17 protein-coding genes are annotated in these 21,299 nt (G+C 54.6%); 7 read left to right on the top strand and 10 right to left on the bottom strand.

What is annotated here, in order from left to right:
- Positions 1-8: 8 nt before the first annotated feature.
- From rng to NM686_RS19750, 5 genes are read right to left on the bottom strand one after another with little or no spacing between them, the layout of a single operon-like run.
- Positions 9-1,463 (bottom strand): ribonuclease G, encoded by a 1,455-nt coding sequence (gene rng, locus NM686_RS19770; RefSeq protein WP_255189535.1) that lies wholly within the window; start codon positions 1,461-1,463, stop codon positions 9-11.
- Entirely contained in the window at positions 1,460-2,035 is a 576-nt protein-coding gene (locus NM686_RS19765; protein WP_255189534.1) for a Maf family protein, read from the bottom strand. Before NM686_RS19765 ends, rng begins: the two co-directional genes overlap by 4 nt.
- 4 nt (positions 2,036-2,039) lie before the next feature.
- The gene (rlmH, locus tag NM686_RS19760; protein WP_255189533.1) at positions 2,040-2,504 is read right to left on the bottom strand and encodes a 23S rRNA (pseudouridine(1915)-N(3))-methyltransferase RlmH; all 465 of its coding nucleotides are present in this window, start codon (positions 2,502-2,504) and stop codon (positions 2,040-2,042) included.
- Positions 2,505-2,508: 4 nt separating this feature from the next.
- A complete protein-coding gene (locus NM686_RS19755; RefSeq protein ID WP_255189532.1) occupies positions 2,509-4,659 on the bottom strand; it encodes a putative bifunctional diguanylate cyclase/phosphodiesterase in 2,151 nt (716 codons plus the stop codon).
- Positions 4,660-5,412: an oxygen-binding di-iron domain-containing protein gene (locus NM686_RS19750; protein WP_255189531.1), complete on the bottom strand. Its 753-nt coding sequence runs from the start codon at positions 5,410-5,412 to the stop codon at positions 4,660-4,662.
- Between the two features lie 190 nt (positions 5,413-5,602).
- Between NM686_RS19750 and NM686_RS19745 the strand changes: the two genes are divergently transcribed.
- From NM686_RS19745 to NM686_RS19715, 7 genes are all read left to right on the top strand, one after another.
- Entirely contained in the window at positions 5,603-7,075 is a 1,473-nt protein-coding gene (locus NM686_RS19745) for a complex I subunit 4 family protein (protein WP_255189530.1), read from the top strand.
- 55 nt (positions 7,076-7,130) lie between these two features.
- Entirely contained in the window at positions 7,131-10,343 is a 3,213-nt protein-coding gene (locus NM686_RS19740; RefSeq protein WP_255189529.1) for a DUF2309 domain-containing protein, read from the top strand.
- The gene (locus NM686_RS19735) at positions 10,340-11,914 is read left to right on the top strand and encodes a proton-conducting transporter transmembrane domain-containing protein (RefSeq protein ID WP_255189528.1); all 1,575 of its coding nucleotides are present in this window, start codon (positions 10,340-10,342) and stop codon (positions 11,912-11,914) included. Before NM686_RS19740 ends, NM686_RS19735 begins: the two co-directional genes overlap by 4 nt.
- Entirely contained in the window at positions 11,911-13,443 is a 1,533-nt protein-coding gene (locus NM686_RS19730) for a complex I subunit 4 family protein (protein ID WP_255189527.1), read from the top strand. The genes NM686_RS19735 and NM686_RS19730 overlap by 4 nt, the downstream gene beginning before the upstream one ends.
- A complete protein-coding gene (locus tag NM686_RS19725; protein ID WP_255189526.1) occupies positions 13,436-15,007 on the top strand; it encodes a complex I subunit 4 family protein in 1,572 nt (523 codons plus the stop codon). Before NM686_RS19730 ends, NM686_RS19725 begins: the two co-directional genes overlap by 8 nt.
- Before the next feature lie 278 nt (positions 15,008-15,285).
- Entirely contained in the window at positions 15,286-15,918 is a 633-nt protein-coding gene (gene can / locus NM686_RS19720; protein ID WP_255189525.1) for a carbonate dehydratase, read from the top strand.
- A gap of 32 nt (positions 15,919-15,950) precedes the next feature.
- Positions 15,951-17,519, top strand: a complete 1,569-nt coding sequence (locus NM686_RS19715) for a SulP family inorganic anion transporter (protein WP_255189524.1) — start codon at positions 15,951-15,953, stop codon at positions 17,517-17,519.
- A 353-nt stretch (positions 17,520-17,872) separates the two neighbouring features.
- On the opposite strand, the gene NM686_RS19710 is transcribed toward NM686_RS19715, so the two are convergent.
- From NM686_RS19710 to NM686_RS19690, 5 genes are all read right to left on the bottom strand, one after another.
- Positions 17,873-18,034 (bottom strand): hypothetical protein, encoded by a 162-nt coding sequence (locus NM686_RS19710; RefSeq protein WP_255189523.1) that lies wholly within the window; start codon positions 18,032-18,034, stop codon positions 17,873-17,875.
- 156 nt (positions 18,035-18,190) lie between these two features.
- Positions 18,191-18,751, bottom strand: coding sequence for a YigZ family protein (locus tag NM686_RS19705; protein ID WP_255189522.1), 561 nt, complete (start codon positions 18,749-18,751; stop codon positions 18,191-18,193).
- 1 nt (position 18,752) lies between these two features.
- Entirely contained in the window at positions 18,753-19,496 is a 744-nt protein-coding gene (locus NM686_RS19700; protein ID WP_255189521.1) for an ABC transporter ATP-binding protein, read from the bottom strand.
- Positions 19,493-20,251 (bottom strand): ABC transporter permease, encoded by a 759-nt coding sequence (locus tag NM686_RS19695; RefSeq protein ID WP_255189520.1) that lies wholly within the window; start codon positions 20,249-20,251, stop codon positions 19,493-19,495. Before NM686_RS19695 ends, NM686_RS19700 begins: the two co-directional genes overlap by 4 nt.
- The gene (locus tag NM686_RS19690) at positions 20,252-21,217 is read right to left on the bottom strand and encodes an ABC transporter substrate-binding protein (RefSeq protein WP_269023011.1); all 966 of its coding nucleotides are present in this window, start codon (positions 21,215-21,217) and stop codon (positions 20,252-20,254) included.
- Positions 21,218-21,299 lie beyond the last annotated feature (82 nt).

The following is a 21,299-nucleotide window of genomic DNA, read 5'->3' as shown; positions in this document are numbered from 1 at the left end:
TGCAGTACCTACAGCAGGACGACGTCGTAATGCTCCTGATTGTATTCTGCTTCGGCCCGAATCTTAATGGCTACTTTCAAAAAAACTTCCAGTTCGGCCAGCATGTCGGCTTCTTCATCCAGCAGCATTTCGACGACCTGTTCCGATGCCAACACCAAAATTTGCTGCACGCTGTATTGGCGCACCACGCGGATGATTTCGCGGAAGATTTCCAGGCAAATCGATTCCGCGGTTTTCAGCACGCCACGACCGCCGCACGTGGAGCAGGGTTCGCACAAAATATGTTCCAGGCTCTCGCGGGTGCGCTTGCGCGTCATTTCCACCAGGCCCAGCGCGGAAACTTCGGTAATCTTGGTTTTGGCGTGGTCCTTTTCCAGATTGCGTTGCAGCGCCGCCAGCACTTGCTTTTTGTGGTCATCGCTCTGCATGTCGATGAAATCGATGATGATGATGCCGCCAAGGTTTCGCAGTCTGAGCTGGCGGGATATGGTTTGCGCCGCTTCCAGGTTGGTCTTGAAAATGGTCTCTTCCAGATTGCGCCCGCCGACGTAGCCGCCGGTGTTGACGTCCACCGTCGTCATCGATTCGGTTTGATCGAATACCAGGTGGCCGCCGGATTTGAGTTTCACTTTGCGGTCCAGCGCCTTGCTGATTTCGTCCTCGACGTTATAGATGTCGAACACCGGACGTTCGCCGGAATAATGCTCGATGACCGGCACCACTTCGGGGACGAAAGTCTCGGCAAACTCGACCAGGCGCAAAAAGGTTTCCTTGGAGTCGACGCGGACTTTTTCGATGCCTTCCTTGTATAAGTCGCGCAAGGTGCGGATGCTGAGCGGCAAGTCCTCGTGTATCAAGGTTTTGACCTTGGCTTTGCGGCTTTTTTCCAGGATCGATTCCCACAATTTGTGCAAAAAGGTCATGTCGGAATACAGAATGACTTCTTCGACGCATTCCGCCGCGGTGCGGGCGATGAAGCCGCCGGGTACCGTGTGTTTTTGCAGATAGCTTTCGATGCAGGCTCGAAGACGGATGCGTTCTTCCTCGCATTCGATGCGCTGCGATACCCCGGAGTTGCTGGCGTAAGGCATGTAGACCTGATAACGGGACGGGATCGAAATATCGGTGGTCAGACGCGCGCCTTTATTGCCGAGCGGGTCCTTTGTGACTTGCACGACGATTTTCTGCCCTTCTTTCAGATAATGCTCGATATTGTCGGAACCGCCTTCCAGTTCCTGGCTATTGAAGTCCGATAAATGCAAAAACGCGGCTTTTTCCAGCCCGATGTCGATGAATGCGGCCTGCATGCCCGGCAAAACCCGGCAAACTTCGCCTTTGTATATGTTGCCCACCAGGCCCTTTTGCCGCACGCGCTCGATGATCAGTTCCTGCAACACGCCGTTTTCGATCACCGCGACCCGTGTCTCGGGCGGGGTGACGTTAATCAAAATTTCTTCACTCATGCGATGATTTTAATCCCTTGCTTGGCTAATAGTTGTGCGGTTTCAAACAGCGGCAAACCCATTACCCCGGAAAAACTGCCGGTAATCGATTCGATGAAAATGCTGGCCAAACCCTGAATGGCATAGGCGCCCGCCTTGTCGAGCGGCTCGCCGGTCTGCCAGTAGGCCAGAATTTCATCGTCGCGCAAGTGCCTGAAGGTGACTTCGCTGACGCTGACGGCCTGCCAGTGATGATCGCCACGCAGCGACACCGCGCTATAAACTTGATGAGTCCGGCCGGAAAGTTGGTTCAGCATGTCGATGGCATGCTGTTTGTTCTCAGGCTTGCCCAGGATGTTACCGTCACAGACTACGCTAGTGTCGGCGGCCAAGACCGGTAACTCGTTTTGCAATAAAGCCCGGCAGGCCGCCGATTTTTCATTCGCGACACGCTCCACATAGGCCAGCGGTGATTCGTGGGGCCACGGGCTTTCGTCGATATCGACCGCTTTGACCAAATGGCGAATGCCGATTTGTTTCAGCAATTCACTGCGGCGGGGTGAGGCGGAGGCCAGAACGATTTGTGGGGACATGCGGCTAACGGTGGTAAGGATGATTATTCAAAAGACTCCAGGCGCGGTAGATTTGTTCCGCCACGATCACGCGCACCAAGGGATGGGGAAAGGTCAGGGGAGACAGACTCCACGATTCTTGCGCGCTTTCTTTGACCGCCTGCGACAAACCTTCCGGGCCGCCGGCCATCAAAGCCACCGGCTGGCCGTTGCCTAGCCAGCGCTTGAGCGCCTTGGCCAAATCCTCGGTGGTCCAGGGCTTGCCGGGAATGTCCAGCGTGACGATATGCGCGCGCGGCGGTAGCGCCGCCAGCATGCGCTCGCCTTCTTCCTTGGTGATGCGGGCGATGTCGCCGCCTCGGCGTTTGTCGGGGGCGATTTCCCGCAGCACCAATTCGCATTCGCGCGGCAGGCGTTTGGCATAGTCATTATAGCCCTGCTGCACCCAGTCCGGCATCTTGTTGCCTACGGCGATCAAATGAATTTGCATGATGCTAAAGAAAATTGGCGCGCGGCAGGCCGAGATGGAAACCCTGAGCATAGTCTATGCCCATTGCCTGTAATTTCAGCATGATTTCTTCGGATTCGACAAACTCGGCCAATGTTTTCATGCCCAGTTGCTGGCAAAGGTGATTGAGGTTTTCGATCAAAATACTGTCGACCTTGGAATTCAGGATGTTGGAAATGAAGGCGCCATCGATTTTGACGTACTCGAAATGCAATTCACGCAGATAATGGAAAGAATTGTAGCCGCTGCCAAAATCGTCCAATGCAAAGGCAAAGCCTTTTTCACGCAATTTGCTCAAGAATTTGCGCATGTTCGACAAATCGCCGATGGCCTCGCGCTCGGTGACTTCGAACACCAATTTGGCCGGCGGAATGCCGTATTGCAGGCAAAGGTTTTCCGCATATTGCAAAATGTCGCGGCGCTGGATTTCCTGTGGCGTCAAATTCACGAATACCGTGGGCATCGTCCCGGTGGCCGCCTGGTGATTGGCCATGAAGGCGGTGACCTTGCGCAGCATGATGTGGTCGAGGTTCAGGTTGATGCCGTACTTGTCGGCCGCATCGATGAACATGCCCGCGGAAATGATCTCGCCGGTTTCGGTGGTCAGGCGAGCCAGTGCCTCATAGGCGTGCAATTCGCCGCTTTGACAAGCCATGATGGGTTGAAAATACGGCACGATGCGCTCTTCTTTCAGGGCTTTTTTCAGTACTTCGGACAAGCCCAGCAATTTTTTGTTTTGGGCCAGGGATGTTTCCAGAGTTTGCAGCGGGCAGACGAAATTTTTGCCGACGCTCTTGGCCTGATACAGGGCCAAATCAACCCCGCTCAGCAAATCGGTGATTACCGGCGCGTCGTTCGGAAAGGTGGCCACGCCGATCGAGGTGGTGATATTGATATGGCGGTGTTGCAGTCCTTCCAGAACGAAATCGTAATCGTGTACCGCTGCCCGTAGTGATTCGGCGACCAGCAGGGCGCTTTCGCTATCCGTGCCGGGCAGCAGCACGGCAAATTCGTCGCCGCCAAGGCGAACGACGACGTCCCCCTTGCGTAGCTGTTTTTTCAGTAGTTGCGCCAGATGCATCAGGACCTGGTCGCCGGTCATGTGGCCAAAGCTGTCGTTGACGCTCTTGAAATTATCCAGATCCAGAGACAGTAGCGAAAAGCGATCGTTGTGGCGGGTCGCGCGTTCGATTTCGTATTCCAGGATTTCATTGAAATAGCGGCGGTTGTGCAAACCGGTCAAGGGGTCGTGTTCGGCGTAATAGGCCAATTCCTGCAGCGAGCGCGACAGCGTCTTGCTGGAGCCGACCACCATTACCATCACCGACAGCAATGAGCGGATGATGCTTTGTTCCTGCACCGTCAAGGGATAACCCGACGCATAGCTGACGCCCAGAATCCCGCCGACGCCTATTTTTTCGTCGGGTACCGCGACGGTGATGGTTTCGATTTCATCGAAACCGCGTTGCTGCTTGATGTCGGTTATGACGAATTCTTCCAGTTCGATCAGCGAATCGGGGGATATGCTCAATTCCGCCAGCAAATTTTCCGCCAGGCGCTTGCGTACCCGTTCCTTGGTGTTTTCACAGTAATGGCCCAGATAGTAGATATAAATGTGGATGCCGGATTCGCCGGTAAACGCGATGGTGAAGAAGTTGAAGGGAAAAAAACCATGAAATTCCAGCAGGATGTCTTGCACGAATTCCTTCCACTGTGTGACCTTTTCATGGGACAGGATGATGTTTTCCAGCACCGCGGACTGCCGCTCGAACAGGCTTTTGTCGATCAACGTCAATTCCATGCGCTGCAGCAGTTCGTGCGTTTCCATGATCAACGAACTCAGCAAGCCGCGATTTTTCTGTGCTTCCTTGGTTTGCTGCCGATTCAGCAATGACAGGCTGGCCGCCACGGTCCGGCAGCGTTGGGCGTGCTGGACCGTCAAGGTCTTGGCATCGTTGTTATCGAATAAAGCCGGCAAGCTCTCGGCCAGCTTCTCCACTTCGCGTATCGCCAGATCGATTACGCCGCGGTCGAAACTCTGGGTACGATTTTGCGCTTCCAGCAATTCGGTCAGGGTGCGAATGCTGTGAATATACAGTGCCTTGATCTGCGATGGCTTTTTGTGCGGATAATTCATTTATTCGACATCCAGCAAATCACTGCCGCAGGCAAGGTCATACAGCCAATTCAAGAAATCCTCCTTGGCTTGACCGCGATACAGAGGTCCATGTTGCGGGGCGATGATGTCTACATCCAGCTTTCTGACCTGTTGCACCCAATAGCGCAAGGCGCGATTCGATGCCATGTAGCGTTTGTGAAAGCCCTCGGTAAACGGCAAGTGGCGTTGAAAATCACTGACGAACACCTCGCACTCGTCGGTGGGTACCATCGCCGCGCCGACATCGCCGCTAAACAAGATTTTCGACAAGGGGTCGTAGGCATTGATTTGTCCGGGCGAATGCAAAAAATGCGCGGGCACGAATTGCAGGCTTAGGCCTGAATCCAGCGTGATGTGTTCGCCCTGGTCGGCTACGCCGATGAAGCGTTGCATGCCGGAAATGCCGTAATGCGGCAAAAAACGCAGCCAGATGCGCGACGCGTAGATGCGCGCTGGCGTCAGCTGCATCCAGCTGTTCAGGCCGCCGACGATGTCGGGGTCCTGGTGCGACAGGACGATGGCCTCGATGTCCTCGGGATTCAAATATTGCAGCATCTCGTTCAAGACTTGAGGCATCACGCCGAAGCCGCCTGGGTCCAGCAGGGTGCCCTTGCCATTGTGCAGAATCAGGTATTGATTGGACGGAATGCCGTCTTCTTCTCCCGGTTCGCTTTCGTTTAACAGGATATAGCGATGCTGATCGCTGTTGAATAAAGTGATGTTATTACGCATTTTTTGCGTTACTCCAATTTGTGGCGGGCTAGGGTACACGAAGCCAGCGGCTTTGCGAAATCAAACTCACCAGTGTGGCGGAAATGCTAATGCAAGATGTTTGGTTTAAATAAACCATTTTTGTCCGGATTGGCCTATTTCAACCAAATGCCTTTAGAATGTACGCTAATTTGACGAGTTTTCATACGCAATGGCAATTTTGAGTTCGCTGCTATGGACCCCGGCGCTAGGCGCTTTGCTTCTGGTTCCGGTGTCCGCTAAACGCATGGGGCTGATCCGCGCGATCAGCAACCTGGCGGCGCTGTGCGCGTTTTTGCTAGCGTGTGGACTGTTGGCGGGCTTCGATGCCGGCAATAGCACGATGCAGTTCAGCGAATTCTTTCCGCTCAACCCCAAGCTGGGTAGCGCCTATGCGCTGGGCATCGATGGCTTGTCGTTGCCGATGTTGGTGTTGGCGACCTTATTGACCTCGATTGCCTTGCTGGCTTCATTGAGCGTCACGGACGGCGCCAAGGGCTATCACATCTGCATCTTGTTGCTGGAATTCGGCATGCTTGGCGTGTTCATGGCGCAGGATTGGGCCTTGTTTTATATCTTCTGGGAAGTGACGCTGATTCCGCTGTTCTTTCTGATCGATCGCTGGGGGGGCAAGCGCCGTCATGCCGCCAGTCTGAATTTCGTGTTGTACACGATGGGCGGCTCGGTATTCATGTTGCTGAGCCTGTTGGCGGTCAGCCAGTACGATTTGGAGCACCAAGGCTCCTTGATGGTGTCGATGGGGCAGGTGGCGCAAAACATGCCCAAAACGGAACAGGTGCTGGTGTTGCTGGGCTTTTTGCTGGGTTTCGGCGTCAAGATGCCGATATTTCCGCTGCATGGCTGGTTGCCGCTGGCGCATGTGGAAGCGCCCAGTCCCATCAGTATCCTGCTGTCCGGCATTTTGTTGAAGATGGGCGCCTATGGTTTATTGCGCACGGTGGTGATGTTGCCGGTCGCCGCACAAATGCTGCAACCCGTTCTGGTGTTTCTGGCCCTGTTCGGCATGATTTACGGCGGCCTTTTGGCCTGGCGGCAACGCGATTTGAAGGCCATGGTGGCTTATTCCTCCCTGAGTCACATGGGCGTGGTGCTGTTGGGCATCGCCTCGCTGAACCAGACAGGATTTACTGGCGCGATTTTGCAAATGAGCGCGCATGGTTTGATCGCCGGCGCCTTGTTTTTGCTGGTCGGTCTGCTTTACGAACGCACCCATACTCGCAACATTCAGGATTACAGTTCGCTGGTGCAAGTGATGCCGCGTTTTGCCGCGTTTACCACCTTGACCTTGCTGGCGGCCATGGGCTTGCCCGGTTCGGTGGGGTTCATCGCCGAATTGCATACCCTGATCGGCGGCTTTCAGCAATGGGGCGGTTTGATGGTGTTTTTCAGCCTCAGCATCCTGATCAGCGCCGCCTACGCGATGCGCACCATAGGCTTGTTGTTTACCGGGCCGGTGAAGCCGCAGATGCGGCACATTGCCGATTTGAAACCCGTCGAGCTGATGGCTTCCGGCGTATTGGTGACGGCTATCGTTTTTTTCGGTTTAATCCCGGCGCCGTTGATCGAATTGTCGACGTCCACCGTGGGACGCATGCTGCGCGTGATCGGGGAGAGGCTGCCATGAAGCCAGTGATCTCCATGGTTGTTTTTGGCTGCGTGCGGGATGTGACGGTTTGAGTATGCAATCGGTTTCAGCGACTTACGACGCGTTGCGGCACGGTATCGTCGAGGCGATACGGCACCTGGATCATGTGCTGCCGGGCCAGGCGCCCATTCACGATTTCGTGCATCACAATACCTTGCATGGTTTTGAGCATTTGCCGTTCGAACAGGCCCTGGCCGAATTTTCCGCATTGACCGGCATAGACTGTTACTGGCCGGCCGCGCGATTCCGCGACCTTTATCGCCAGGGTCGCATCGATGACGACGACATCGACAGCGTACTGGAGCGGCAATTTCAATTGTCGGCCAGGCCGCCGGTTTGTCGAGTGGGCGACAAATGCGTCACGGCGTTACAACTCTACCGGTTGGGGTTGTTAGGCAATTTATCCGTTATCAGTCCGGCGCAGTGGCATTGGCAAGTGGACGAGTTGGGTGTTCTGCAGCAACGCACGGCCAATGGCGAGACATGGGGAGCCTTATGGGACATATTGCTGCAAAAGCTTGAACTCGAGACGCCCGATTTGCATCCGGAACAATTGTTGGATTTGAGCGGCGAGCAGGCCGAGCGCTGGTTGTCGAGCAAAAACGAGGGCTCGGTCGGCGATGACGCGCGGCTCATGCGTCAACGGATAAACGCTGACATCGAGGCATTATTTGTCCAGGTCGGCGATAAGTTGACCTTGCGCGGCTTGCTGCAGGCTTTGTGCGGCATCGATATTCTGGACAACGTGCGGCCGCAGCTCATCCGGATTTGCGCCTCCTTGCTGGACGAAGGCCTCGCGGCCTGGCGATTGGCGCAGCAGGATTCAGGCTTGTACCACGTTTGGCGGCAACAGGCCTCGCAGGATGCGCAGCCGATTTTTCAAGAATTGGCATGTTGGGAAGAGCTGGTATCGGCATTGCCTGACAATGCCGTCGATGCGATTCTCCAGCAATTGCAGGCCATGGCCATACCGCAGGATCGTTGGTCCGGTTATTTGCAGCGGTTAGCGCTGGAACTGCCGGGATGGTCCGGTTTGATCAATTGGCGACAAACCCATCCGGACTATCGAACGCATAATGCCGCGAAACCCGAGTTGGCGGATTATCTGGCGATACGCCTCGTTCTCGATCGCGCCTATCTCTACGACCTTTGCCGTAAGCATTGGCATTGTGAACCGCGCTTGGACAAGCTGCAGGCATATTTCGGCAAACACGGTGCTGAATTCGTGGTCAGGCAGGCGTTATTCAACGGTGAGTTGCCGGAATATTTGGCGCAAGCAGCGCAAACCTTGTTGGGCAGTAACTGCCGGGAGAGCCAAGATTGGTCCATGCTGGCCGAGCGCATTTGGACCTGGCGCCAATCGCCCTTGGCCATTCAACCCGACAAACTCAGCGTTTATGATCAGGGCTGGCGCTTATTAAAAGTATGTGACTGGCTGCAACTCAGCACAGCCGAGCTGGCACAATTGAGCAAAGCGCAATTGCTCGATCTATTGCGACTTATCGATGGATTCAACGAAAGACAGCGCGGCGAAGTCTGGCTGGAAGCTTATGAGCGTCATTATCGGCAGGTATTATTACGAACCTTGCATGCCAATCGCCGGCGCGGGCGCTGGGCTCGGCGCGATACCCGGCCGCGGGCCCAAATCTTTTTTTGCATGGACGAGCGCGAAGAAAGTTTTCGCCGCCATCTGGAAGAATTGAATCCCGCCATCGAAACCTTGGGAGCCGCGGGTTTCTTTGGGGTGGCGATGAACTATAAGCCTTTGGATGCGCATGACGTGACACCGCTGTGTCCGGTGGTGGTCAAGCCCGCGCATCGGATCGACGAAGTGATCCGACCAGGGCAAGCACAGCAGCTGGTTGCACACGCCAAGGGCTTGCATATGACTCACGGCTTGGCCTATCAGTTGTATCAAAATCTGCGCGCCAGTTTGGTGTTGGCCTACCCGTTGCTGTATGTCTTCGCGCCGGTCAATTTGCTGCGTTTGCTCGGAAAAACGCTGTGGCCGACCGGTCAGCGGCATCTGGAATTGGGTTGGCAGCGATTATTGGTTCCGAAGGTGGCGACGCAATTGCATTTTGTCGCGGACGATGCGACATCTGCAATGGTGCAAGCGCCAAAACTTGGATTTACCGACCAGGAACAAGCCGATAGGGTTGCGCAATTCCTGCGAACCACTGGTTTGACCTATGGTTTTGCCCCCATCGTCGCGCTGATGGGGCATGGCTCTACCAGCCAGAACAATCCGCACGAAGCCGCCCATGATTGTGGCGCCTGCGGCGGCCGTCAGGGCGGGCCCAATGCCAGGGTTTTCGCGGCCATGGCCAACCGCCCGGAAGTACGGCGGTTGCTGGCCGAACGCGGCATTTCGATTCCAGACGACACTTGGTTCGTCGGCGCTCAGCACGATACCTGCAGTGACATCGTGACCTGGTTCGATACGGAGCAAATTCCTTCTGCTCGGCGGGACGACTTTGTCCGCGTCCAAGCTTGTGTACTTGAGGCCGACGGCCTGGCAGCCCAGGAGCGGTGCCGCCGTTTCGCCGGTTCCAAACCAAGATCGGGTAAGGCCGCGATTCGCGCTGTCGAAAATCGGGCAATGGACTTGAGTCAAGTACGGCCGGAATTCGGGCATGCCACCAATGCGGCAGCGTACATCGGTCGGCGCGCGGCGACGCAAGGCGCGTTTTTCGATCGCCGCTTGTTTTTGATTTCCTATGATCCAACTCAGGACGCCGACGGCACGATTTTGGAAAACATTTTATTGACCGCTGGCCCGGTTGGCGCCGGCATCAATCTGGAATATTACTTTTCCAGCGTCAACAACGAACGCTTGGGTTGCGGCACCAAGATTCCGCATAACGTCACCGGCCTGTTCGGCGTGATGGAAGGCGCTGGCAGCGATTTGCGCACCGGCTTGCCCTTGCAAATGGTGGAGATTCACGAACCGATGCGGCTGCAAATCGTCGTCGAAGCCAAAACCAAGGTTTTGGAGAATATTTATGCCAAGCAAGAGGGGCTGCGGGAACTTATAGGCGGCGGCTGGGTGCATCTTTCTGCACAGGACCCCGAGAGCGGCGATATTTTCCTGTTCGAGCGAGGTATCGGTTTTGTACCCTGGCATGCGCCGGCAGAAGCCGTGCCGGAGCGAGAGAATTCCAAGGATTGTTACCGCGATGAAACGGGACCGGTAGCGCCGATGCTGATCCAGCAGGTCAACGTGGCGGGAGGTGTGAACGGATGAATGCCTGGATCGTGTTGTTGCCTTTATTGCCCTTCTTGGCCGCGGTCTCGGTTGGTGTGCTCCATTTCGCCGGCGTGACGAACGGCGTCGACGGCGAGAAAACCACGGCGCGCATTACGCTGACCTCGATGGCGCTGACGGCGCTTGCGGCGGTGACGCTATCAATCGGCACTCAGTTTGGCCAGAGCGGCGAGGTGTTCAATTATGGCGATTGGCTCGGTATGGGCGGCTTGCATATTTCATTCAGCCTGAAGGCGGCGGGGTTCAATTTGTTGTTGGCGACGCTGTTTACGCTGCTGCTATTCATCGTGATGAGTTTTTCCGTCAATTACTTGCATCGTGAAGCCGGGTTTCACCGCTTCTTTTTCTGCTTGAATCTGTTTGCCGCGGCGATGTTGCTGTTGGTGCTGTCCGGCAACGCGTTGTTTACTTTCGTCGGTTGGGAAGTGGCGGGGCTTTGTTCCTATTGCCTGATCGCCTATGCCTATGACAGGCCCGTCGCGGCGCATAACGCCACCCGCGCATTTGTCACCAATCGCGTCGGCGATGGCGGTTTCTTGCTGGGCATGGGCTTGAGCTTGGTTTGGCTGGAAAGCTCGGATTGGCAACTCATCAATGCGACGGCCGGCGATTTGGCGCGCGGCGACGCCACGCTGCTTGCGCTGAGTTTTGCCGTGGCTGCGTTTGCCAAATCGGCGCAAATTCCATTCACGCCTTGGCTGGCGCGGGCAATGGAAGGGCCGACGCCGTCCAGCGCGGTGTTTTACGGCGGCGTGATGATACATGCCGGGGTGTTTTTGCTGATTCAATTACAGACCTTGTTCGAACAGGCGCCGCTGGCGATGACGGTTTTGGTCGTGATCGGCGCATTGACGACGGTCTACAGCCATTGGGTCGGGTTGAGCCAGACCGACATCAAAAGCTCGCATGTCTTTGCGATTTCCGCGCAGTTGGGCTTGATGTTCGTCGAATGCGGCCTGGGATTTTGGACCTTGGCGGCCTGGCATCTGTGCGCCCATGCCGTAGTGCGCTGTTATTTGCTGCTGACGGCACCGTCGATTTTGCACGTGACCCATGGCGAGCCGGTTAAACCGGTCGTGCCGGCCCTGGCGCGATGCCGCTGGGCATTTTTAGTGTCGTTGCAGCGTGGCTGGTTGGAGCCGGCCGTGGACTGGCTATTGTTGAAACCGATCCAGCGCCTGGCCAGCGACATGCGCACGATAGACGAAAAATTCATCGATCCGCTGCTGGGCGTGCCGGCACCGGCGATCAAGGCGATTTCCTCGCTGGCGCAATGGGAAGAAAGACGCATGGGCGCGAATTTGGAAAGCGAGGAAGACAGTTTTGCCCAGGGCAGTGGCCTGGCCGGCAAGCTGGCGCAATGGAGTGCCGCGCTGATGAGCTGGTTTGAATACCATTTCATTTTACGGGGTATTGGCAAACATTCGATACATTTGGGGCGCCGGCTCGGGCGGGCGGCCAATCGATTTGAGCGCATGTTGCTGAGTCCGCGCTATCTGGCCTTGTTCGTGCTGATCACGCTGATGGTGGCGCTGGGGTATGCATCATGACCAATCTCGTGTCCTGGTCGGCGGTGAGTTTGTTCCCGTTGCTGACGGCGCTGACGGTAGTGCCGCTGCTGACGATGGCGGCGGTGTTGTGGGTGCGTGCCGAGTATATGTTGCGGACCGCTGTCTGGGGTGCCACGGTCAATGTGGTGTTGAGCCTGTATTTGCTGCGAATCTTTGATGCGGAAACCCCTGGCATCCATCTGGCGGAACATTTTTATTTGTTCGGCATGGGTTATCGGGTTGGCGTCGATGGCACTAATGTTCTGTTCATTCCGTTGACCGCCGTGTTGGGGCTGCTGGCCTTGATTTATACACTGATTACCCGGCATCGCAACGACCGCTTGTTCGTGGCGTGTTTGTTGGCCTATCAGGGGATTTTGATCGGTGCCTTCGCGGCCTTGAACGCGATGCAGTTCTGGTTTTGGTGTTTGCTGGAACTGGTACCGGTGGTCCTGTTGACCTTGTCGGCCGGTACTGGCCGGCAGCGGAGCCAGGTCATCAATGTCGTGCTGCAATATTGGGGGTCGGCCTTGATCATGAGCTTGGTCGGTTTTTTGCTGCTGGGATACGGTTTGAGCGAAAACGGCGCGCCGCTGACGTTCGATTGGTTGACGCTGAAACAGCATAAACTGGCGATACCGAACGAAGCCCTGATCTTCATTTTGCTGTTTTTCGGATTTGCGGTACGGATGCCCCTGTTTCCGTTCCATGCCTGGTTGCCGCTCCTGGCCGAGCACGGCACCGTGGCGAGTGCCGCGACCTTTTTGATCGGTCTGAAATTGGGGATTTACGCGCTGATTCGTTTCATCCTGCCATTGGTGCCTGGCGCCGCCGAACAATGGGCGCCGTTTGTCGTCAGCCTGGGATTGATCGGTATTTTTTACGGGGCCTTGCTGGCTTTGATGCAGATCAACATGCGGCGCTTGCTGGCGTTCGCGGTGATCAGTCATACCGGCATGCTGGTGATAGGCGTGTTTTCCTTCAATGACTTCGCGCTGGAAGGCAGCATATTGCTGTCGCTGGCTTATGGTTTGGCGACGGCAGGCATGTTCTTCAGCATCGGGCTGATTTATGAGCGCACCCGCACCTCGTTTTTTCCGCGTCTCGGCGGCTTGTTCGAAGCCAATTCGTCGATTGCGTTGCTGTTTTTGATTTCGGCGCTCAGCACGATGGTGATGCCGGGCACGCCGGGCTTCGATGCGGCGCATTTGCTGATAGAAGGCGCCATAGAGGAACACGGTTGGTTCGTCGCCATTGCCATTTTGTTGGGTAATGTGCTGGCAGCCGGTTTTTTGCTGTGGGCTTTTCAACGCGTGTTCATCGCCCATCCGAAACGCTTCATCCAGCCATACAGCAGCCGACATCATCCCGTGCTGAAAGAGCGCCTCATTACCTTGATCATTTGCGGATTGCTGATCGGCACCGGTTTTTACACCACGCCGTGGTTGAAGTTCATCGATCAGGAGGCCAGTGAAATCGGCCAGCATTATCCCCGGCATCGCGGTCAGCATCGGAACGACCATGAATGAGACCTTTCCCATATTGACGCTTTGTTTGGGCTGGCCATTGCTGGGGGCCCTGGCGCTGGCTTTTGTCAGGCACTTGCCGACGGCCAAAGGGTTGGCCCTGGGCGTGGCGGGCATCGAGCTGCTGCTGACCTTGCTGGTTGTCAAGCAATTCAATCCCGACTATGGCGGCTTTCAATTGTTGGAAGATTATGCCTGGATACCGGGTCTGAATATTCATTATCAGGTGGGCGTGGACGGCATTTCGCTGTGGTTTTTACCGATGACGGCATTGCTGACCGTGATGGCTTTGCTGGCTGGCTGGAACACGGTGCGGCATTTAACCCGCTTTCATTTGGCTCTGCTGCTGATATTGGAAAGCGTCACCCTGGCAGTGTTCACCGCGCTGGATCTGGCGTTGTTTTTCCTGTTCTGGGAATTGACGCTGCCGCCGATTTTTTTCCTGATCGGTTTGTGGGGCATAGGCGCGGAGCGGCGTCATGCGGCGATGAAATATACCTTATATATGTTGTTCGGCGGCGTGCCGCTATTATTCGCGATCATCCTGCTGGCGCTGAATCATGCGCATCTAACCGGCGGTGCCATACCGCAAGACTTGCAGTTCAGTTTGCCGATTTTGTTGAATACGCCGCTAGGCTTGGCCGAGCAAGAGCTGATTTTTCTGCTGCTGATGTTGGGTTTTGCGGTCAAGGCGCCGTTGTTGCCGTTTCATACCTGGTTGCCGACCGTGGCGATGGAGGCGCCGACGCAAATCAGCGCGTTGCTGATGGCGCTTAAACTCGGCGTTTACGGCTTCATTCGCTTTGCGATTCCGTTGGCGCCGGAAGCGGCCATGCAGCATCGCTGGCTGCTTGCGATCTTGGGCGCGAGCACCATGATTTACGCTGGCTTGATTGCGCTGAAACAAACCAATCTGCGTCGCTTGCTGGCTTATGCCGGCATCAGCCATGTCGGTTTGGTGTTGGTAGGGATTGCCTCGTTTACCTTGCAGGGGCTGCAGGGCGCGGTCATGCAATTGCTGAATTTCAGCATCGTGGCCGGCAGCTTGATGTTGATCGCGGGCATGATACAGCAGCGCTTGGGGAGCAATGAGCTGGTGCATTTGGGCGGTCTTGCCAAACCCATGCCGCGGCTGACGGTGCTATTTTTCCTGTTTGTCCTGTCCAGCATGGGCGTGCCGCTTACCAATGGTTTTCCGGCCGAATTGTTGTTGTTTATCGGTACGTTAAAAACCTATCCGGCGCTAAGCGTGGTCGTGTTGTTCGCCGCGGTAGTCGGCGCCGGCTATTGCCTGAATTTTGTCAGACGCGGCTTTTTCGGTCCGATTTTGCATGCGGAAGTTGCCGGCATGCAGGATGTCAGGGTGCGAGAATTCTTGTTGTTGCTTGTTCCCGCTTGTCTGGTCTTGTTGTTGGGGATGTGGCCGCAATCTCTTTTTTCTAGCCAAGAAGCTACGCTGACTGTCTGGTTGCGGCGCTTTCATCAGCCCGTCATATTGTTGACGCACGCCAATCAAAGACCGATGTTATCCAATGAAGGTCTCATATCGAGCTGGATGGGGCGTTGATTCGCTGCACATTGAATTGACTGATGGTGGCTTGTGCGATTGTTTTAAACCAGAGGTTGGGTGATAGCAAATTGACAAAACGGCGCGTAAAAAAAGAGCAAGGAAATTTTATTTATATCGAATCGAAACTAAATGTTGAAATATGCGCTCTCTTGACATATAGTTTCGATTCGATATAGTTAGGCAAAAAACCCATATAGCTGGCTCGGCGTATGAGTGAACACCGATGCTCAAACCGTTGAGATGATTTTTAATTTAGCTAATGAAGGATGATCGTTATGCACACACCTGAAAAATTACTGTTAGAAAACAAAGCCTGGTCCGAAGAAGTCAGTAAAAAAAATCCTGAATTCTTCAAATTATTGGCCAAGGAACAAAAGCCGGAATTCTTGTGGATAGGCTGCGCCGATAGCCGCGTGCCGGCCGACACCATCGTCAACGCCCAGCCAGGTGAGATTTTCGTGCATCGAAATATCGCCAATCAGGTCATCATTACCGATTTCAACTGCCTGAGTGTGTTGCAGTACGCCGTTGACGTGTTGAAGGTCAAGCACATCATCGTTTGCGGTCATTATGGCTGTGGCGGCGTCAAGGCGGCCTTGCAGCCGCAAAGCGCGGATTTGGTTATTGCCAACAAGTGGCTGATGCACATCAAGGATGTTTATCGCCTGCATCAAGAAGAGCTCGAATCCATTACCCCGGAGAAAAAACTGGATCGGATGATTGAATTGAACATCATCGAGCAAGTTTATCGCTTGGCGCATACTTCCATCATTCAAGCGGCCTGGAAACACGGTCATAAGCCTTCGTTGCATGGATGGGTGTACGGCCTGAAGGATGGATTGATCGATCAACTGATCAGTTTGGATCACACGACTCAGATCAATCCCATTTATCAGTACGCCAATTGAGCCTTAGCTTGAGCAACGATTGAGAGATCAATATGAAATCGCATGTAAATTATTATTTGAGCAATCTTGGCAAAGACATTCCCGCCAGCATCGTGGTGTTTCTGGTGGCGCTACCGCTGTGTCTGGGTATTGCGTTGGCGTCGGGTGCGCCGCTGTTTTCGGGCGTCATTGCCGGCATCATAGGCGGGACGATTGTTGCTTGGGGAAGCGGTTCGCATTTGAGCGTATCCGGGCCCGCGGCCGGCCTGACGGTGATCGTATTCGATGCCATTGCCACGCTGGGCGATTTCAAGGCCTTTTTATTGAGCCTGGTGATTGCGGGTGTCCTGCAAATGACATTAGGTTTTTTGAAGGCGGGTTTGATCGGGGCGTTTTTTCCCGCGTCGGTGATCAAAGGCATGCTGGCTGCTATCGGCATGATTTTGATCATCAAGCAAACGCCGCACGCGACTGGTTTTGACGCCAGTTTCGTCGGTGACGAAAGCTATATGCAGGAGAGCGCGCATTCGAGTTTTACCGAACTGCTGCAATCCTTGCACGGTATGATTCATGGGGTTTCGCCCGGCGCCACAGTGGTCAGCATCGTGGCCTTGGTGGTTTTGGTTCTGTGGGAAACCAATTTATTGAGACGCTTGAAGCTGGTACGCTTGGTCCCCGGCCCTCTGATCGTGGTTGTCTGGGGCGTCGGTTTTTCCCTGTGGGCGAAAAACTTTGCCCCAGAGTTGGCCATCAGCGAGAGGCACATGGTTTCCTTGCCGGAGCTGGGTTCCATTTCCAACTTCGTGGCCCAATTACGCATGCCGGATTTCAGCTACATTGGCAATGCCAAGATATATAGCATTGCGGCCACCCTGGCGATCATCGCCAGCCTGGAAACCCTGCTGAGTATCGAGGCCGTCGACAAGCTGGACCCTCACAAGCGTATCTCACCAACCAATCGCGAACTGAAAGCGCAAGGTTTTGCCAATATGCTCAGTGGATTGGTGGGCGGCTTGCCGATCACAGCCGTTATCGTGCGAAGCGCGGCCAATATCAATTCTGGTGGTCAAACGCGCATGTCTTGTTTCTTCCACGGTATTTTTCTGGCCATCAGCGTATTGTTCTTTGCTAAATACCTGAACATGATTCCACTGGCTTGCTTGGCGGCGATTCTGCTGCAAACCGGCTATAAATTGGCCAAGCCCTCGATGATTCGCGAGTTTTATAACAAGGGCTGGAACCAATTCTTGCCGTTCGCGATTACCGTGGTCGCCATTTTGTTTACCGACTTGTTGGAAGGTATCGTCATTGGTATGGTCGTGGGTATCATCTTCGTGTTGCGTGCGAACTTCCACGAGGCAATGACCTTGACCCAACATGGCTCGCATTATTTGCTGCGCTTGCACAAGGATGTTTCCTTCCTGAACAAAGCCTTGCTGCGCAAACATTTGAGCGGTATACCCGAAGACAGCACGTTGTTGATTGACGGCAACAAGGCGTTGTTCATCGACCAGGATATCTTGGAGACCATTGCTGACTTTTTGTTGGCGGCGCCGGACGACAATATCAATGTCGAAATACAAGGTTTTAGTGTGGAAAATGTCGTGCCGACGGGACATTGATCTGTCAGCCGGACATTTTTATCGATGTCGTTCCACTTAGGGCTTTGCCCTCACGGCGGGCTGCACTGAAAAGTGCAGCCCTTTTTTGTTTGGCGAAACGTCTCGACCGCGGGATTTACCGATACTTAATCAGGGTGGTGGTTGCCGATAAATAAGGCATTCGCCGGTTGCAGCGAGCCCGCCTGACTCGTAACGCGTTCGGCTGGAGGGGGCAGATAGCGGTAAAAAGCATTCCGCTGGCATGGGCAGATTTGGCTTCAGTTTACGCCCAAGGCCATGAGCGCAACTGAAGCCATCGATGTCTACACAAAAATCACATCGCAATCGTTGCGATGTTAATCCGTGCGTGATTACTAAGCCTTGAACGAGCCCGAGAAATCCAGATTGCTGGAGATCGTGGCGGCACCGAACAGCATGGTGGAGAGGATGAACTCGCCTGACATGAAGCCGAACACGCCGGTGGTAAAAAATATGCCGGTCAGAATGTCTCTGTAAAGATTGTTGGATTTGTTCATGTGAAGCTCCTAGACTGATTTCAGTCGGTTCAATGAAGACGATTTCACTATAACGGCTATTTTTTTATTTACAATGGCCGATCGGGTTTATGCATTGTTTCTTTATGAGCGACAATAAGTCATAAATCGGTCATGAATCTTTAGTAGGCCGTCGACCTATTGGAATATCGCAAGCAGGGCATCGCGATTGGTTTGCGGGATTTTGATTTGGCAATGGACTTGTTCGGCAAACTCTTGCTGGATGATTTCGCCGTCCAGTTTTTTGAGTTGATATTCCAGCATTTGCAGCTGGTTGTAATCCAGGCTCAATTTCAGATCAGCCATTTCGATGTAATCGACGATGTCGGCATTGTCGATGACGTGTTTGGCGATGTTGCCATAAGCCCGTGTCAGGCCGCCGGCACCCAGTTTGACGCCGCCAAAATAACGGATCACGGCCACGGTCAGATTGATCAGTCGTTTGCCTTCCAGATGTTGAAAAATCGGCTTGCCGGCCGTGCCGCTGGGTTCGCCGGCGTCATGAAAGCGGCAGATCAAACCATCCGGCGATTGAATGCGGTAGGCATGGACGATATGGCTGGCGTTGGGGTGTCGTTCGTGCAGGCTTTTTAATAGCAGCAAGGCATCCCGCTCGGACACGCAAGGACTGATGATGCCGATGAAGCGCGATTTCTTGATGATTTCTTCGTATTCCGAGGCTTGGGTGACGATTTTCACGTTACAACAGTCCGCTGATTTCTGGATGATTTCCTAGCAAACGCTCGCGGAAGGCTTCGATTTGGCTTTCGTCGTGGCGCTGGTCGCGGGCAATATCAACTTGGATGTCGCTGACGATGCGCATCGGCGACGGCGATAAAAAAATCAGCCTATCGGCCAGCGCGATGGCCTCGCGCAAGTCGTGAGTCACGAACAACACGGTATGCGGCCGTTGCCGCCATAGCGAAGATAGCAGGCTTCTGACTTGGCGCGCCGTGGGCGCATCCAGCGACACGAAGGGTTCGTCCATCAACAAAATATCGGGATCGATCGCAAAGGCCCGGATGATCGCTACCCGACGCTGCATGCCCAGCGACAGTCTTTCCGGGTATTGGTGTTGAGCCTCCAGCAATTGCATGCTCTCCAGCAGGTTATTTATCAAAGTCGCCGGCGCTCGATCGGCAAATACCAGTTCGATGTTTTGCCGCACCGTATGCCAGGGCAACAAGCGTGGGTTTTGAAACACATAGCCTATCGTCGGAACGTGCTCTGGTCGCCCCATGCTGATCTCGCCGTCGTAGTGTTTATCCAGGCCGGCGATCATGTTCAGCAATGTGGTTTTACCGCAGCCCGAAGGTCCGACCAGACAGACGAATTGGTGCGGATGCACGCTGAAATCGAGTTCGGCAATTGCGTGGTGGGTTTGCGCGCTATCGTGCTCTAGTACATAGGTTTTATTGTTGATATTGATGCGAATATCGCTCATCGCCGCCACCTTTGGGTCTTGCGCTCCAGTGGTTTCAAGACCGCCACTTCGATGGCCTGGATCACCGCCACAAAGGCAATGCTGTAGGCCAGCAGGCTGGCGACATCGAACAATTGAAAAAACAGGTGTAATTGATAGCCCATGCCGTTACTGCGGCCGAGTAATTCGACGACCAAGATGATTTTCCAAATCAACGCCAAACCGGAGCGGGTGGCCGCCATCACGAACGGATGCAGTTGCGGCCAGATCACATGCACAAAGGTTTTGCGTTTGCCGAAGCGGTAAACCTGGGCCATCTCCAGCAAATCCTTGTCCAGGGCGCGCGCGCCTTCTCGTAGCGTGACGACGACATTCGGCAGTTTATTGATCACGACCGCCAGGATAGCCGCCGACTCGACCAGGCCGAACCAGACATAGCACAGGATGATGGTGACCAGGGCCGGTATGTTCAGAAAGATCACCAGCCAGTTGTCGAAAAAGGCATTCAGGGTCTTGTTTTTGCCCAAGGCGATACCAATCGCGCAGCCCAGCAGCATGGCCAGGCTGAAGCTGCCGATCAAGCGCAATAGGGTGATGCCGAGGTGATAGGGGAGCTCGCCCGACAGCGTGGCTTGCCAGAATACGACGGCGACGCGGGCCGGGCTTGGTAAGGTCGGGCTTTGCAATGCCAAAGCCGATATTTGCCAGATTGCCAATAATGCCGCTATCGACGAAATCGCCAGCAGTTTTTCCCGGAAACTTCCGTCCGATCGCATCTAGTGACTGGTCCAGAATGTGCCGGGTTGTAATTGATCGGTTTTGCCGGTCAGCTTGTTGTCGCCCAATTGATGTAGCCACTGGTAAATCCTTGCGGCGGCTTGTTGTTCGGCCTCGCCCCATTGTTTGACGCGGCCAGCGCAATAACGGGTTCGCAATTGTTGTTGGGTGGCGGCATTATCGGTTTCGGTCAGCGCAAGGATTTTTTGCCAGGCTGGCTCCGAGGTGCAAAGCGTCTCTTTGGCTGTTTGCGCGGTTTGCAGGAAAGATTGCAATGCTGCTTTATGTTGTTCGCCCCAGCTTTGTTTGAAGACATAACCCAGGCTGGGGACGCTTTCCTGTATGCCTAGTTGGCGAATGAGGTCTTCGCCGCTCAGCAGTTGACGATAACCTTGGGCTTCCAAACGGGCGGCAAATTGCCAGTAGGTCAACAGCGCGTCCAGGCGTTGGCTGGTCAGTTGCTGGCTCAACAAGGGGGGGGCGCCGTAGACTTTTTCCACCGAAGCGTTTAAGTCTATGCCCTGTTGCCGGCCCAGTGCTTGCAACAACAGCCAGTTCTTGTCGAGCTCGCCGCCGGCGATGCCCAGTTTTTTGCCTTTCAGGTCAGCCAAGGTTTTGATGGGGCTATCGCCAGATACCATCAAGCCGCCGGACGTGTCGGAATAGGGATAAAAACTGTAATCATGGCCTTCGGCGCGCATGCTAGAGGTCCAAATCCAATCGGAAACGATCATGTCGACGCTGCCAGCTTGCAGCGCGACTTTGCCGGCCTGTTGATTGGCGATGGCGACGGTTTCCAGCCTAAAGTCGGAATTTTCCAGCAAGCCTTCGTTTTTCATCGCGGCCAGCTCCCAGGCCAGCGTGCCGGAGGCCATCACACCCAGGCGTATCGTCGTGTTTTCCGCCGCCAGGACGAGATTCGAACACAACAACAAACAAAGCAACAGCAATCTATTTATTTTCATCATCAAACCCTGCCGATTTTTCGCGACCAAAGCCCAATTTTAACGCAGGCAGCGAGGGTGCGAGAATCTAGTCGGCTTAGGT

This window comes from Methylomonas rapida, assembly GCF_024360925.2.
Lineage (GTDB): Bacteria > Pseudomonadota > Gammaproteobacteria > Methylococcales > Methylomonadaceae > Methylomonas > Methylomonas rapida.
This window is presented reverse-complemented; position numbering and strand designations above follow the sequence as displayed.

Excerpts from the sequence above, each read along its gene's own strand:
- rng (WP_255189535.1), bottom strand. The coding sequence starts at position 1,463 with ATGAGTGAAGAAATTTTGATTAACGTCACCCCGCCCGAGACACGGGTC.
- NM686_RS19765 (WP_255189534.1), bottom strand. The coding sequence starts at position 2,035 with ATGTCCCCACAAATCGTTCTGGCCTCCGCCTCACCCCGCCGCAGTGAA.
- rlmH (WP_255189533.1), bottom strand. The coding sequence starts at position 2,504 with ATGCAAATTCATTTGATCGCCGTAGGCAACAAGATGCCGGACTGGGTG.
- NM686_RS19755 (WP_255189532.1), bottom strand. The coding sequence starts at position 4,659 with ATGAATTATCCGCACAAAAAGCCATCGCAGATCAAGGCACTGTATATT.
- NM686_RS19750 (WP_255189531.1), bottom strand. The coding sequence starts at position 5,412 with ATGCGTAATAACATCACTTTATTCAACAGCGATCAGCATCGCTATATC.
- NM686_RS19745 (WP_255189530.1), top strand. The coding sequence starts at position 5,603 with ATGGCAATTTTGAGTTCGCTGCTATGGACCCCGGCGCTAGGCGCTTTG.
- NM686_RS19740 (WP_255189529.1), top strand. The coding sequence starts at position 7,131 with ATGCAATCGGTTTCAGCGACTTACGACGCGTTGCGGCACGGTATCGTC.
- NM686_RS19735 (WP_255189528.1), top strand. The coding sequence starts at position 10,340 with ATGAATGCCTGGATCGTGTTGTTGCCTTTATTGCCCTTCTTGGCCGCG.
- NM686_RS19730 (WP_255189527.1), top strand. The coding sequence starts at position 11,911 with ATGACCAATCTCGTGTCCTGGTCGGCGGTGAGTTTGTTCCCGTTGCTG.
- NM686_RS19725 (WP_255189526.1), top strand. The coding sequence starts at position 13,436 with ATGAATGAGACCTTTCCCATATTGACGCTTTGTTTGGGCTGGCCATTG.
- can (WP_255189525.1), top strand. The coding sequence starts at position 15,286 with ATGCACACACCTGAAAAATTACTGTTAGAAAACAAAGCCTGGTCCGAA.
- NM686_RS19715 (WP_255189524.1), top strand. The coding sequence starts at position 15,951 with ATGAAATCGCATGTAAATTATTATTTGAGCAATCTTGGCAAAGACATT.
- NM686_RS19710 (WP_255189523.1), bottom strand. The coding sequence starts at position 18,034 with ATGAACAAATCCAACAATCTTTACAGAGACATTCTGACCGGCATATTT.
- NM686_RS19700 (WP_255189521.1), bottom strand. The coding sequence starts at position 19,496 with ATGAGCGATATTCGCATCAATATCAACAATAAAACCTATGTACTAGAG.
- NM686_RS19695 (WP_255189520.1), bottom strand. The coding sequence starts at position 20,251 with ATGCGATCGGACGGAAGTTTCCGGGAAAAACTGCTGGCGATTTCGTCG.
- NM686_RS19690 (WP_269023011.1), bottom strand. The coding sequence starts at position 21,217 with ATGAAAATAAATAGATTGCTGTTGCTTTGTTTGTTGTTGTGTTCGAAT.